The 13,670-nt window shown below is 54.4% G+C and carries 13 protein-coding genes; all 13 read right to left on the bottom strand.

Annotation, left to right across the window (positions count from 1 at the left end):
- Positions 1 to 87: 87 nt before the first annotated feature.
- Entirely contained in the window at positions 88 to 1,908 is a 1,821-nt protein-coding gene (locus OGX84_RS19580) for a glycoside hydrolase family 19 protein (protein WP_286458305.1), read from the bottom strand.
- Positions 1,909 to 2,053: 145 nt separating this feature from the next.
- Entirely contained in the window at positions 2,054 to 2,497 is a 444-nt protein-coding gene (iagB, locus tag OGX84_RS19575) for a type III secretion system invasion protein IagB (protein WP_047457844.1), read from the bottom strand.
- A gap of 133 nt (positions 2,498 to 2,630) precedes the next feature.
- On the bottom strand, positions 2,631 to 5,297 hold the full coding sequence (locus OGX84_RS19570) for a glycosyl hydrolase family 18 protein (RefSeq protein WP_112002316.1): 2,667 nt from the start codon (positions 5,295 to 5,297) through the stop codon (positions 2,631 to 2,633).
- A 264-nt stretch (positions 5,298 to 5,561) separates the two neighbouring features.
- A complete protein-coding gene (locus OGX84_RS19565) occupies positions 5,562 to 6,359 on the bottom strand; it encodes a prepilin peptidase (RefSeq protein ID WP_112002317.1) in 798 nt (265 codons plus the stop codon).
- Positions 6,356 to 6,841, bottom strand: a complete 486-nt coding sequence (locus OGX84_RS19560; RefSeq protein ID WP_112002318.1) for a type II secretion system protein M — start codon at positions 6,839 to 6,841, stop codon at positions 6,356 to 6,358. Before OGX84_RS19560 ends, OGX84_RS19565 begins: the two co-directional genes overlap by 4 nt.
- On the bottom strand, positions 6,838 to 7,983 hold the full coding sequence (gspL, locus tag OGX84_RS19555) for a type II secretion system protein GspL (RefSeq protein ID WP_112002319.1): 1,146 nt from the start codon (positions 7,981 to 7,983) through the stop codon (positions 6,838 to 6,840). Before gspL ends, OGX84_RS19560 begins: the two co-directional genes overlap by 4 nt.
- Positions 7,984 to 7,998: 15 nt before the next feature.
- Positions 7,999 to 9,015 carry a type II secretion system minor pseudopilin GspK gene (gene gspK / locus OGX84_RS19550; protein ID WP_286458304.1) on the bottom strand — a complete coding sequence of 339 codons (1,017 nt, stop codon included), beginning with the start codon at positions 9,013 to 9,015 and terminating at the stop codon, positions 7,999 to 8,001.
- Entirely contained in the window at positions 9,012 to 9,677 is a 666-nt protein-coding gene (gene gspJ, locus OGX84_RS19545; protein WP_112002321.1) for a type II secretion system minor pseudopilin GspJ, read from the bottom strand. The genes gspK and gspJ overlap by 4 nt, the downstream gene beginning before the upstream one ends.
- Positions 9,674 to 10,054, bottom strand: coding sequence for a type II secretion system minor pseudopilin GspI (gene gspI / locus OGX84_RS19540; protein WP_112002322.1), 381 nt, complete (start codon positions 10,052 to 10,054; stop codon positions 9,674 to 9,676). Before gspI ends, gspJ begins: the two co-directional genes overlap by 4 nt.
- Positions 10,047 to 10,532, bottom strand: a complete 486-nt coding sequence (gspH, locus tag OGX84_RS19535; RefSeq protein ID WP_012133074.1) for a type II secretion system minor pseudopilin GspH — start codon at positions 10,530 to 10,532, stop codon at positions 10,047 to 10,049. Before gspH ends, gspI begins: the two co-directional genes overlap by 8 nt.
- The gene (gene gspG, locus OGX84_RS19530; protein ID WP_012133075.1) at positions 10,532 to 10,981 is read right to left on the bottom strand and encodes a type II secretion system major pseudopilin GspG; all 450 of its coding nucleotides are present in this window, start codon (positions 10,979 to 10,981) and stop codon (positions 10,532 to 10,534) included. The genes gspH and gspG overlap by 1 nt, the downstream gene beginning before the upstream one ends.
- A 2-nt stretch (positions 10,982 to 10,983) precedes the next feature.
- Positions 10,984 to 12,192 carry a type II secretion system inner membrane protein GspF gene (gene gspF / locus OGX84_RS19525; RefSeq protein WP_104868859.1) on the bottom strand — a complete coding sequence of 403 codons (1,209 nt, stop codon included), beginning with the start codon at positions 12,190 to 12,192 and terminating at the stop codon, positions 10,984 to 10,986.
- On the bottom strand, positions 12,192 to 13,670 hold the full coding sequence (gene gspE / locus OGX84_RS19520; RefSeq protein WP_012133077.1) for a type II secretion system ATPase GspE: 1,479 nt from the start codon (positions 13,668 to 13,670) through the stop codon (positions 12,192 to 12,194). The genes gspF and gspE overlap by 1 nt, the downstream gene beginning before the upstream one ends.

Here is a 13,670-nt window from a genome sequence, read left to right as displayed (position 1 = left end):
GATGGCACAATAGATACGACTCACCCGCCGCAGGCCCGATAAGCCTTCGCCATCGGGCATTTCAGGCGTTGTCGTTTTATATTGTCATTACAGCGCGCTCCACGCGTCAGACCATGCCAGACCCGCGCCGGGTTCATAATAGGCCGGCGCCGTATTACACCAGCCGCTATACGGGAATGGTTTGCACTGGAACAGCGTACCGTGGTTATTCACGATATCGCCCGCATTGTACTTGCTGTTCGCGCTCCATGCCGGATACGAACCCGAAGCGCCGTCGTCCTGAGATGGCGTTACCGCTTTCGCTTTCACGTTGAGCAGATAAGAGGTGGTGCTGCTCAACTCACCATCACTGACGGTCAGGCTCACCTCGTACTGCTGAGCGGTCGCCGCTTCCGGCGCGGCGAAGGTTACGACCGCTTTGTCTTCGCCAGACACGGTCTGACCATCCTGAGCACGCCAGGTGTAGGTCAGTTTGTTGCCGTCTTCGTCAGTCGACCCCTCCGCACTCAAAGAGACCTGCGCCCCCGCATCTACCGCGCCAATCGGCCCTGCAATATGGGCTACCGGCGCATGGTTAACGGTGGTCGGCTCTGCTGGCGTTTCATCCGGCACTGGCGCAGGTGCAGGCGTATCATCAGCCGGTATTGGCGTTACGGGCTCTTCATCCGGTTTAGTCGAAGAACCGTCATCATTAATGATGTTCACATTGTAGAAATGCTGTACACATTTCGTGTAATCCCCCTCTTTAAACGCGCTGAATGGCGTCTGATAACCCACCAGTTGGCAGGCATAGGTTTTGCCGTCCGGCGTATCCGAGCTCCATCCCCAATCTTGTTCCCAGTAGATCTTCAATGCGCCCGCGCCGCCTTCATCGAACTGCTTCATGTTGGCGCAGCCCAGCACTTCATCTGCCGGAACCGGTACTTTCAGGTAGTTAGCGAACTCTTTGTAGTATTTGATACGATTCTGCGACTGCGCGATTTCCGTCGGGCCGCCGCATTCAACGCCGCCGTTGATAATCTGGGTGGTGACGCCAAAGCCGGGCACCAGACCGTTAGCCTTATCGTGCGCGTTCGGCCGCCAGGTGCCATCGATGACCTGCAACATGCTAGGTTTCGGCGGCTGCGGGTAGGCGAAGAAGAAAATAGCGCTCGCCAGGTTCAGCCAGGTATCGGCAACCAGTTCCGGTTTATCCAGCAGCGTGCGAACGTCGCCATACATCGCTTCGGAGAACGGCCCGTAGTTGTAGTTATAGGACAACTGTTTCGCACCGCGGCCAAAGTAACTCAGGAATTCACCATCTTTGTCTTTGCCGCACGGCCAGGTTTGCCCCTGCCAGACGCTCGGATTACATTCGCCGTTATAGCCGCCTTTCTGCCCTTCGCTCCAGCCCATTTCACGCACATACACCAGCGCCTGACGCCATTCGGCCTCTGGACGCCAGCTCTCATGGCCGCCGGTTTCCTGCGCAAAGTGGGCGAACATCGTAGCCAGCTCTTTGCGGCAAATCGCATCACTGTCGCGACCATCGTTATAGGTCTTACACAGCGCCGGGAATTTACCGACTGCTTTCAGGAAATTGCTGTAGGTATATTCTTTAGCACGCAGCGGGAAAAGATATTCCCAGTCGCTGGCTTTGATGATTCCCTCAACGCGTTTGACGTTTTCCGGGTTGGCGGCGCGACCGGGTTCAATGAGTTCTACCTGGGCATTATCCAGCGTCTGGATCGTCTCTTTCACCGAAGCCATCAACGGGAAATTTGTCAGCTCCTGCTCCTTTTTCGCCAGATCGCTGGCTTTTATGGTGTAAGGCTCACTGCTGCTGGCCTGCAATGTATTTGCTTGCGCCATAAACGGCACCGCACAGGCACCCGCAATGAGTACACTCAATAATGTCCTTTTGCTCATTTCAATTTTTCCTTTATGTACAATAGTGATTAATTCAAATTCTGCGTTGTCCATTAACAACACGAATAAACAAACGTCAGAACCTGGGGTTTTACTTTTCGAAGAACACCAGCAGGAATTCTTCAAAAAATAAAAGCGGCTGGATTTATTTATATTGCGTGGTCATTTTTATACGCTGGTATGTTTCCCAGACTTTATGCGCGTAAATCATGCGCTGCGGGTAATTCTCTTTTTTAACTCCGGCGTTATATGCGCCTACCGCCTCCCAGTTATAACCATATACTTTGATCATATCGGATAAGATCGACGCGCCGACCATAATAGATGTACAGGGTTCCAGCATCAGTCGATACTCATCAATGCCACGGCGTTTCAGCGCTGAAAAATGCGAGCTATTTATTTGCATCAACCCGACATCCCTCGTTCCGTCGTGATTTCGTCCTACCGCATAGGGATTCATGCCAGACTCGACTTGCGCAATGGCAAATAATAAATAAGGGTCAACATGATAATAATTTGCGGCTCTGTCCCAGCAGTTGGCAAACGCGCTTTGGCTTAACATCAATAACAACAAAATTAAACGTTTCATATTTTTATCCGGTTGTCGGGGTGATCTGCTCCTTGTTCGTTATGCACATTATTTTTTAGAGATGGCCGCCCCCAGACAGGGGCGGCTACCCTTCGCGGATAGATAACGTATCCGCATTATTAAGGTAAGAGGATTATTGACAGTCTGCGGCGGCGCTTTCTTTCACCCACACGTCGCTGTTGCCGGGTTTATCACCCTGCGTCCACCATTTGGCGCGGTATACAGACCCCTGATAGGTGGTAGTCTCACCGCCGTTGTAAACCACATCGGAACGCCAGTTGAATTTCACCTGGCTGACCAGTTCCCACGCGTCCACGCCGAAGCCTGGCTGATTGCCCTGCGTCCAGTACTTCGCTTTCCACACCAGGTGATCAAAACTGACGGTATCGCCATTGTTGTAGATTTTGCTGGCGTCCCATGCCGCGTAGTGGCTGGCATTGGCATCAACCGGGCTGTCGCAACCGCCGGTTGCCGCGCCTTCATCAGACGGCGTCGTCCCTTCGTCGGACGGCACCGGCGCCGCTTTTGGCGTAACGTTAATCTGCACGTTGGACTGCACGCTGGTTTTACCATCGCTGACCACGACGCTGACGGTGTAAGTCGAGGCGGAGCTTACTTCCGGCGCGGTGATGGTCACGCTGGAGGTGTCCGTCCCCGTCGCGTTCATGTCGCCCGGCACGCTCCAGGCGTAGGTCAACGCGTCGCCATCAGGATCGGCAGCCTGCGCATTCAGCGTGTAGGTTGCGCCTGCTTCAAGCGACACCGTTTCCAGCGGATTCACAACCGGGGCCTGGTTCGCTTTTGGCGCTTTGTTCACAACCTGAACGTCAATGGCGTTACTCAGACCTTTCGCATCGGTAACGGTCAGACGGAACGCCAGATTCTGATTGCTGGAGACGGCGGCGACGTTAAAGCTCGCTTTCGCGCTGGTGCTCTTGTTCAGCGTTACGGACGGACCGGAGATCTGCGTCCACTTATAGGTGATCGCATCGCCATCCGGGTCGGTAGAGGCAGAACCGTCCAGCGTGACCGTCGCCGGGCCGGTTACGACCTGGTCAACTGCGGTCGCGACTGGCGCATGGTTGGTCACAACCGGCTCAACCGGCGTAGCCCCCCCACCCAGCAAACTTTCGTTCATCGCGTTCAGAATGTCGCCGTTATCAGAGTCGATAGACCAGGAGAACAGGCCGCCGAGGTTGTTAGCCAGGACGTATTTACCTTTCGCCGCCGCAGAGCGGGCGTCTTCATAGGTAATCAGGTCGCCGGTAGATTTATTGAAAATATACGGCGCTTCCGCCGCAGCGTCGTAACGGTATTCCCAGCCTGGTTTGCCTTTGTATTCGTTAACAATCTGACGATAATCAACCACGCCCGGCTCCCAGGTGCCTTTCACCGGGCCGGTAGCCGTACCGGTAAACGGATTGTCGCCGGTATAGCCATGCACGCCAGTCCAGCCGCGGCCATACATCCCCGCGCCCACCACGATCTTGCCTGGCTGCACGCCCTGCGCCAGCAACGCATTGACGCCATTTTCCGTGGTGTATTTGGTGTCCGGTTTCCACTCTGCGCCGTGCAGCGCCGCCTGGTGCCCCAGATCGGTGTTGCTCCAGCCGCCGTAGAAGTCGTAGCTCATCAGGAAGATGTGATCCATATACTGCTGCGCCTGGGCGTAGTCCACGTCTTCAATTTTGTCCTGACCGGAACCGATAGCGGAGGTCAACTCGTAAGTCCGACCGGTTTCGGCAGACAGTTCGTTGAGCATGGTGCGCAGATCGTGCATCAGTGCCGTGTAGGTCGCTTTATCCTGCTGCGGGTTGCCCAGCGTTTCATTCTGACCGCCGCCGCCCGGGAATTCCCAGTCAATATCTACGCCGTCGAAGAATTTCCAGGTCTTCAGGAAATCCTTAACGGAAGCAACAAACCGCGCGCGAATCGCGCTGTCATGCATCTGGAAGAACGGATCGGAAAGCGTCCATCCCCCAACCGATGGCAGGATTTTCAGATCCGGGTGCGCTTTTTTCAGCGCCATCAATTGACCGAAGTTGCCTTTATACGGGTCATCCCAGTTAGAGACGCCAGCCTGCGGTTTTTGCAGCGCCGCCCACGGATCGTGGATCGCCACGGTATAGTCCTGTCGGCCATTGCAGGCGCGTTTCAGCGCTTCAAAACTGTTGCCGCCTTCGATGGATTTCAGGCTGTCATTGATGCCGTCGCCGCCGCAAATGGGAATAAAGCCGTACAGGATATGGTTCAGATTAGCCGCCGGGATTTTATCTACCGGGAAATTACGTCCATACACGCCCCATTCCGGGAAGTACGCGCCCACCACTTTATCGGTATGCTGAGCAAACGTTTTATTGTTTTCCTTCATGGTGGTATTCAGCGGCAGCAGATGGCTACCGTCGGTATCCGCCACAATAATCAGCTTGCTGGCGCTTTTCGTACACCCGCTGGTATTACATAACTCAACCTGCTCCTGATAACGACCGCCTTTTTTGACTTTGAAGGTCGCAGAACCGGCAGCGCTACCTGCGCCAGACCATACGGTCTTACCATCCAACAGCACTTTCGCGGAGGTCGGCGCATCGCCGCTCCAGACGTTCCATTCCACCTTGACGTCCACGCCATCGTTATGAACTTTCACCAGGTTGTTATAATCCTGCGCAGCCTGATCCACTTCCACAATAGCGAATTTATCATTGCCGCTGGTAATAGACGGCGTACCCGGCGCAGCGGCAAAAACCGGACTTGTCGCTGCTGCCACAAAAAGTGCCAGATATTTAGGCTTCATAAATTTCATTATTAATTCCTGATAATTTTATTCGTGAATATTTAACAGCCATGCATTCCTTAGAGCATGGACGAATTGCAAACAGTAATTTATTTAAGACAACGGAAACCAACCCATTATAAAAATGAAATAATCTATTTCGCTTTGCGCTCCTCCCTAAAATGGCATAAGCATTAATTCTATTGACTTATGCGACAATGATAATCTGGAAAATAAATAAGTTCCCTTTATTCCCTCGGCGAAAGAATTTAAAAAAACACTTGACCAACCGCGTCAGAATGTGAATTGCAATGTCTGGAAGATAAACATCACCATTCCCGAAAAGGCCAGACAGGGACCAAAAGGAATTTGCCCCGCTTTATTTACGCCAGAGTAAAAAAGGCCATACAGCACAATACCGCTTAATGCCGCAACCAGAATTAATAACGGTAACGCCTGCCAGCCGCACCACGCCCCCAGCGCCGCCAGTAGCTTAAAATCGCCCTGTCCAAGCCCTTCCCGCCCCGTCAGCAGGCGAAAACTCCAGTACACCAGCCACAAAATGAGATACCCCGCAACGGCGCCATATAACGCGCTCGCCAACGGCATCGTGTGGAAAACGCAATGCAGCAGCAGCCCAGCCCACAGCAGCGGCTGCGTGAGACAATCCGGCAACAGCATATATTTCGCATCAATCATCGTGAGCGGCAGCAAACCGCACCATAAAACCCACAGCGCGATCAGCGTGACAGAGGAAGGGAGCACCGCCGCCGTTGCCGCAAAAAAAAGCGCGCTGGCTAACTCCACCAACAGCAAGCGCAGGGGAATCACAGACTGGCAATGGCGGCAACGACCGCGCAGGCCGCACCAGCTCAGTAACGGAATATTTTCCCACCAGGCCAGTTGATACCCGCAGTCCGCGCAGTGTGAGGCTGGAAAAAGTAAATTCCCCGCCCCTTCCTTTTCCATCACCATTGCGGGAACGCGCTCGCTGACTACGCCAAGAAAACTGCCGAGGATTCCGCCCAGACAGGCGCTCATTATGCAAAACCCAATCGGCCAGCTTTCCCGAAACAACATGATCGTATTCATGCGTTTTTATTCCAGCTCAGCGTAATATTGGCTTTCACGTCGCTTTGACGATCGACCGGCTGCAAATCCATTTTTTGCAACTGAACGCCGGACGTAACATTCACTTCACGTAGCCAGTTTTTCAGTTCATAAATATTGACCTGTTCAACAACAAAAGAGAGTGAGCGTTCATCCTGACGAATATCAGACAACGCGAGATGGATCTCTTTCGCGCTCTCTTCAATAACCGTTCGCGGGTTGTTCGTTTTTAAGACTTTCGCCTGTAAATGATTTTTATCGATTTCGTCCCGCATCCAGCGCAGCGTCTCTTTTTGCCGCATTAACGTGGACTGACTGTTTTGAATCATATGATCCAGCGGAATAATACCGCCGTAATAAATTACCGCGCAGCACATCGCCGCCGCACATCGCGTAATAAGACCACGCTCGCGATCGCTGTAGTTTTGATAGCGCGCTTTTAATTGTGCAATTCGCTCTTTCATTTATATTTCCCCGTCACGATCGCCGTATAGGGTGACTGGTTCGAAACCGGTTGTAACGCAAAGTCAAAATGGGGGCTGGCCTGCGTAACGAAATCCTGTAGCGCCTGCGCGTTCGGTGAAGCCGCGTTCAGCGTCAACACATTCTGCGCGTTGTCATATTCCACTTCATTTATCTCAATAGCAGGCACAGACTGTTTAACCTGCTCCAGCGCCTCAAGTTGCAGAAAAATACCTTTGCTCTGTTTTTTAATATTCTGACCAAAATGGTATTTGATATTGGTTTTCTGCCGCAGACTCGGGAAATAGTGTTGAGCGACCTGGGCAATCTCGGCCTGTACCTGATTTTCCTGCTGAACCAACATCCATGCCATTGCCACGCGCGGGCCAATCAGCAAACCCATCGACAGCAGCGCAGACACCGCCATTGCTGTCCTCAGATGTCGAAATCGCCCCACCTCTTTGCCGCAGGCGGCAAATGCGCCATGCAGCATATTGGCGCGACACGCTTTCCATTGCGGCTGAATCAATACCAGCGGATGCTGCCACGGCAGTTGTTCAGCGACATTGATACCCGCAGGCGCTTCGCCATAGCAGCGCACTTCGCCATCGCCGCCTTGCGCCAGCAACAGCGGCAGCAGCGTAGCATCCGCTTCGCAGGCGCCGAACGGCGGAAAGCGCAGCCACCAGCTTTCGTCACAGGAAACCAGCGTACTGCCGCCTTCGTTTACCGGCAGCAGAATGGCGTCCGGCAATACCTGAATTACCTTCAGTCCGGCCTCTTCGCACAGCGCAAGCCAGCGCTCAAAGCAGGTGGCGTCAATAGCCACGGCATCCACTTCCCGCCCTTTTTTCCGCAATACCGTCCAGTGCAGCGAGTCCACATCGCCGATCAGCGTCTCTTCCGCCAGCCATGAAAACGGTGTGGAGGCCGTCGATAACCCTTTTTTGGGCAGGGTAAAATGACGGAACACCATCTCACTGGCGGGCAACAGCAAACAAACGCGTGTCGCCAGGGGATTTACGGCAAGCGTTTTCAGCGCATCCCGACTTTCCAGCGTTGCCACCTGCTGGCTACCGGAGACGCACCACTCGATTTTCCCGTCCACGTTTGCATCGGGACGAATAAAAAGTACCTGTTTCATAGACTATGACTTTTCTTATTCAATCATTCGGTAACGGCGTTGCCAGGTTCTCACCTCGCCAGAGTCACGATCGACATGAATCTGGCTGACAACGCGCAGCGTTAAATCATCAGTATTACCGGTACTCTCGACCCGGAAATAGTGACTGTTCACCGCAACAAACGCCTGCATCTGCGCGAGGATCGCTTTGCTCTGCGGATAGTTTGTTTCGAGCGTTTTACTGAACGCGTCAACCGACGCCCACCCTTCTTCCGGGCGCGAGGCAATCAGCCGTGCTGCGTCATCCTCACTTAACGTCCCCGCAGACAGCGCAGACAACAGCGGTGCCTGCCCGGGCTTCAGGGTATTCACATCCACTTTGCTCTCCGTATCAGGCAGCGCGCACAGCACCTTGCTGGCGCGGGAATATGCCGCCACCGGAAAACCCGGCAACCGTTTTATCTCGCTGATGGTGCGCATCATCTGATTCGCAGGAAGCCGCTGCGGCATCACGCCCGCCCAGGCATCGCTTTCCAGAGCCTCTTTTGCGGTTGTGCTGTCAGCGTCCAGATAATCCACCAGTTGTTGATAAACCTCTTCCGCCGCTGCCGTACTGATGCCGCTGTCGATCAGCAACTGTTCAACGATCTGCTCTTTCACCGGCTTTGTCGGCTGCGCGGCGGCGCTATCCGCAGGAAGAGCAGGGTCAATGACCAGCAGACTGTTCACGTTAAAGCAGGTCTGGGCGTCCTCAATCTGGCTCACGACGGTATAGTTCTCACCCTGAGTTTCCAGCGGTTCGTGCCACGCGCCTTCTGGCGATAATCCATTGCTCTCACCGCTGGCGTCGGTTTGCAGACGATCTTTTATCGCCGCAGCCTGGCCTTGCATCGCCCAACGCAGCTGCTGCTGACTGACCTGATAGCGGGTTTTCTGCAAATTTCGGCAAAACTGCTGACCGATCTTTGCCGCCAGCGCTGACATCATCACCAGCAAAATCAACACCACCAGCAGCGCGACGCCGCGCTGTTTTTGCGCCGATTGCGTGTTCATTGCCGTTCTCCACCGCGTGCTGGCGGAATCGATGCCGTAACGTCAGCAGGCGTGGGTTGTGCAGCCTCAGCGCTTTCGTCTTTCTTTGCTCCCTGGATTTCCGGCATGTCTCCCGGCGTCATAAACACCCAGCGCCAGGTATCCCCGTTTTCCATCGTCAGCGTCAGTTCGGCGCCTTCCGGCTGATGGGCGGTTTCAACCCATGTCGTCTGCCAGCCCTGTCGCCAGAATCGCCACTTCATCGCTTTAACGTTGCTTAAAATAGGTACTTCTTCTGGACTCACGTCAGCGGGACTATCAATGTCAGGCCAGACATCACGCCACAGGCGATGCGCCTCCAGCCGCCAGCGCACGCGTTCCAGTTGAATTTGCCCACTGACGCCGCTTACCGTCGTCAGCTCGACGGCATGTTGATCCAGACGGAACACATCCGTTTCATTGCGCGGCGCGCGCGGCTGGAGCTGAGAGAAATCGCGCTCCAGCAGGTTACAGGCTCGCTGAAGCTGATTAAGCGTCGTCGCAGCAGCATCCGTTGCCGTGGTGGTGCGCATCGCGCCGTCAAGGATTTGCCAGGCAAGGGTGCTGATCACGGCAAAAATCGTCAGCGCAATCATGATCTCCAGCAGCGTAAAACCTTGCTGGCGACGGAGTGGCGTATTCATTTGCGCTCCTTCGGCGGGACAACCCGCAGCGTGATGATCGGCTGGCCCTCTTCGCCTTCGGCATACACCTGGACTTCATCGGCAAACGCCTTGTCATCGGTTTTCACCCGCTGTTTGCGCCAGTTCCAGCTGCGTCCACCCATCGTTTCACTGCCTTCTTCAGCGACGTCGGGAAAAACGCTTTTTGCAAGCTGCGCTTGCGCGAGCTGGTTTTCCGCAACCCAACTGGCCTGTAGCGTATCGGCAAGACCGTGCGTAAAACGCACATTCAGCGAGACGGAATTCATCAACGCCAGCGCGGCGGTAGAAAAGATCACCAGCGCCACCATGACTTCCAACAGCGTCATGCCCTGTTCTTTCGCTTCCGGTTTAGTCATTGTTCTCTACCAAAACGGGCGAAGCGCCCTGCGACACCACGCGGAAATGGTGCTGTTTGTCATAGCTCTGCAACGTCAGCGTGAATCGGCTAATTTCCCCATCCGGTAAAAAGAGCACCTGCGGATCGGCATCAGGCGTGGCCGCCAGACGCTGGGGAGCGAGCGAAACGTGCATCTCTTCAGGAAACTGTCCGTGGGTGAAAATACGCCCGGCTGTCAGCGGCGCCCAATGACGCCCGCCGTTTTCCCCGGCCCACTTCACCAGCTGATATTCCGTTGGCGTCATCACCAGCCCGACTATATTTCCGTCCATCACTGCCCGATCAGAACCATATTCAACGAGGGATTGTAATTGCTGGCCTAATATATCTGCGCCGCTGCGTGAGGGTATTGTCGAAACCACCATCATGGCGCAGCTGGCAAAAATAACCAGCGCCAGAATAATTTCCAGCAATGTAAATCCACGTTGCTTATTCATTACTTATCTTTTTTATCTAAAGACCAGTTCGTTATATCATCGGCGGTATTCGCTTCACCATCCGGGCCGGAGGAGAAAACATCTACCGCGCCATGTTCGCCAGGGCTAACCAGAATGTAATCATTTCCCCACGGGTCCTGCGGCAGACGGCGAATATAACCGTCAGCACGATAGCCGTTGGGAATCGGCGCGATCTCCGGCTTCGTCACCAACGCCTGCAACCCCTGTTCGGTGGTTGGGTAGCGATGGTTATCGAGCTTATACATATCCAGTGAGCCTTCCAGTGCGACAATATCGCTGGTCGCTTTTTGCGCATCCGCTTTCTCTTTATTCCCCATCAGATTCGGCACCACCATACTGGCCAGAACGCCAAGAATAACGATGACCACCATTAATTCGAGCAAAGTAAACCCGGCCTGACCTTTCAGGCTATTTTTTTTCACAGACATAATTAACCCACCATATTATTGAGCTGAAGAAGCGGTTGTAATATTGACAGTACGATAAATAAAACCACCGTCGCCATCGTCACTACCAGCGCCGGTTCAAATACCGACAGCGTTAATGTAATGCGATGTTGTAATGCCGACTCCTGGTTTTCGGCGGCGCGATCCATTAATGAACCGAGTTCGCCGCTCTCTTCGCCAGAAGCAATCATATAAAGCATGGTTGGCGGAAATAATCTGGCCTGCTCCAGTGCGTTATATAATGACGCGCCCTGACGCACGGTATCCGCCGCCTGTTCCAGCACCTGACGCGCATACAGATTCTCAATACCGTCCATCGCGATATACATACCTTCCAGCAACGGCACGCTACTGGCCTGTAAAATGCTCAGGGTGCGGATGTAACGGGCGCTGTTTATTGCACAGACCAGTTTTTTCAGCGGCGAACGGTTCACCAGCCAGCGGTGATATGCAAAACGATGACGCTCTTTTTTAAGCCAGGCGTTGAAAGCGATAAACGATCCGACAAGGCCGCCGCCGATAACCATTCCGTAAGCCTGCAAAAAATCGCTGACCGCAATCAGGGTACGGGTGGTGACGGGCAACTGCTGCTTCATATGCACAAACTGTTCGATGACCTGCGGCACCACCGCCACCAGCAGAATGGAGATAACCGCAATCGCCACCACCGTCAGGGTGATGGGATAGACCATCGCCTGCGACAGCTTGCTTTTCATTTTCTGTCGCTGTTCGTTGTATTCAGCCAGCTTTTCCAGCACGCCGCCGAGATGCCCGGTCTTTTCCCCTGCCATCACCAGCGTGCAATAGAGCTTGTCGAAAGTACGCGGAAACTGGCTGAAAGCGTCGAAAAGCGTGTGCCCTTCCACCACTTTATCGCGGATCTCACCGACCATCACCGCCAGCTTTTTGTCTTCCGTCTGCTTAGAAATCGCCTTCAGCGCACTCTCCAGCGGCAGTGCGGCATTAACCAACGTCGACAGCTGGCGGGTAAACATTGAGAGCACCGGTGTCGAAAGTTTTGCGCCTTTCTGAGCCCCCTTTCCGGCGGCGCGCTCGCGGGTGAGCGTAATGCTGATCGGCATCAGCTTCTGTTCGCGCAGCGTCTGGCGTACCTGCTTTGGGCCTTCAGCCTGCAAGGCGCCGCGCCGGGTTTTCCCGGCGGCATCCGTAGCCGTCCATGCGAACCAGGCCATTATTCGTCACCTCCGCGCTCGGCGGTAACACGCATCACTTCCTCCAGCGAAGTGACGCCGGAGATCACCTTCAACAAACCATTTTCCCGCAGGCTGTAGGCCTGCTTAAACAGCTGAGTTTCAATCGACATTTCGTCTTTATCTTCATGAATAGCGCGGCGCATCGCGCTGTCCACCAGCAGAAACTCATGAATACCGGCGCGTCCCTGGTAACCGCTCTGGCGGCACTGTTCACACCCCACGGCGCGATAAATCACGTCGGGGGGGCTCTCCATAAAGCTGAACAGCGGTTTTTCATTATCATCCAGCGGACTGACGGCGCGGCAGTGAGGACACAGCCGACGAACCAGACGCTGGGCAATGACGCCAAGCAGCGATGAACCAATTAAAAACGACTCCAGCCCCATATCGCGCAACCGGGTAATCGCTCCCGCCGCGCTGTTGGTATGCAGCGTAGACATGACCAGATGGCCGGTAAGCGACGCCTGAACCGCAATCTGCGCGGTTTCGCCGTCACGAATTTCACCGATCATCACCACATCCGGGTCCTGACGGAGGATCGCGCGCAGGCCTCGGGCGAACGTCATATCCACTCGCGGGTTAACCTGCGTCTGCCCCACGCCTTCCAGTTCATATTCGATCGGATCTTCAACGGTAAGAATATTGCGTTCATGGCCGTTTAGCGCCGAGAGGATGGCGTAAAGCGTCGTGCTCTTACCGGACCCGGTCGGCCCGGTCACCAGGATAATCCCGTGCGGGCGGCCAATCAGTCCCTTGAGCTGTTCCAGTTCTTCGTCGATCAGCCCCAGTTTATTGATATCCGGCTTCAGGTTGCTTTTATCCAGCAGACGCATGACCACCCGCTCGCCATACTGCGACGGGATGGTTGAGACACGCACATCCACTGCTTTACGCCCAATGCGCAGGGAGATGCGACCGTCCTGTGGCAGGCGTTTTTCGGCGATATCCAGTTTAGACATCACCTTAATCCTCGATACCAGCAGAGGCGCCAGCTTACGCGCGGGCTGCAATACAGGACGCAGCACGCCGTCAACGCGAAAACGGATACTCAGCGTGCGCTCAAAGGTTTCGATATGGATATCCGACGCGCCATCCTTCACCGCCTCGCCAAGAATGGCGTTAATCAGACGGATAACCGGCGAGTTTTCATCGTTATCCAGCAAATCCTCGTTATCGGGGATCTCCTCGGTTAACGCCATCAGATCGATATTGGCATCCATATCATCAACCAGCTGCTGCGAAACACCGCTATTTTGCTGCCAGATTTTAGCCAGCATCTCTTCAAACGCTTCTGGCGTTAATGTTACCGGCGTAAAGGCACGCCCCAGCACGCGACGCATCTCCAGCAGGGCAAACGCGGGCGCATCCTCACGGATATATACGTCGTTGTGATAAAGCAGCACACCGTTGTCTTTTGCGAAGCTGCTGCTGCACAAATTTTTGCTTAATTCATCCAC

It is taken from the genome of Citrobacter sp. CK202, assembly GCF_030333225.1.
GTDB classification, from domain to species: domain Bacteria; phylum Pseudomonadota; class Gammaproteobacteria; order Enterobacterales; family Enterobacteriaceae; genus Citrobacter_B; species Citrobacter_B koseri.
Note: the sequence above shows the minus strand (reverse complement) of the source record. Positions and strands in the feature narration are given on the sequence as shown.

Excerpts from the sequence above, each read along its gene's own strand:
- gspL (WP_112002319.1), bottom strand. The coding sequence starts at position 7,983 with ATGAAACAGGTACTTTTTATTCGTCCCGATGCAAACGTGGACGGGAAA.
- OGX84_RS19565 (WP_112002317.1), bottom strand. The coding sequence starts at position 6,359 with ATGAATACGATCATGTTGTTTCGGGAAAGCTGGCCGATTGGGTTTTGC.
- gspJ (WP_112002321.1), bottom strand. The coding sequence starts at position 9,677 with ATGAATACGCCACTCCGTCGCCAGCAAGGTTTTACGCTGCTGGAGATC.
- OGX84_RS19570 (WP_112002316.1), bottom strand. The coding sequence starts at position 5,297 with ATGAAATTTATGAAGCCTAAATATCTGGCACTTTTTGTGGCAGCAGCG.
- OGX84_RS19560 (WP_112002318.1), bottom strand. The coding sequence starts at position 6,841 with ATGAAAGAGCGAATTGCACAATTAAAAGCGCGCTATCAAAACTACAGC.
- gspK (WP_286458304.1), bottom strand. The coding sequence starts at position 9,015 with ATGAACACGCAATCGGCGCAAAAACAGCGCGGCGTCGCGCTGCTGGTG.
- OGX84_RS19580 (WP_286458305.1), bottom strand. The coding sequence starts at position 1,908 with ATGAGCAAAAGGACATTATTGAGTGTACTCATTGCGGGTGCCTGTGCG.
- gspH (WP_012133074.1), bottom strand. The coding sequence starts at position 10,532 with ATGAATAAGCAACGTGGATTTACATTGCTGGAAATTATTCTGGCGCTG.
- gspF (WP_104868859.1), bottom strand. The coding sequence starts at position 12,192 with ATGGCCTGGTTCGCATGGACGGCTACGGATGCCGCCGGGAAAACCCGG.
- gspI (WP_112002322.1), bottom strand. The coding sequence starts at position 10,054 with ATGACTAAACCGGAAGCGAAAGAACAGGGCATGACGCTGTTGGAAGTC.
- gspG (WP_012133075.1), bottom strand. The coding sequence starts at position 10,981 with ATGTCTGTGAAAAAAAATAGCCTGAAAGGTCAGGCCGGGTTTACTTTG.
- iagB (WP_047457844.1), bottom strand. The coding sequence starts at position 2,497 with ATGAAACGTTTAATTTTGTTGTTATTGATGTTAAGCCAAAGCGCGTTT.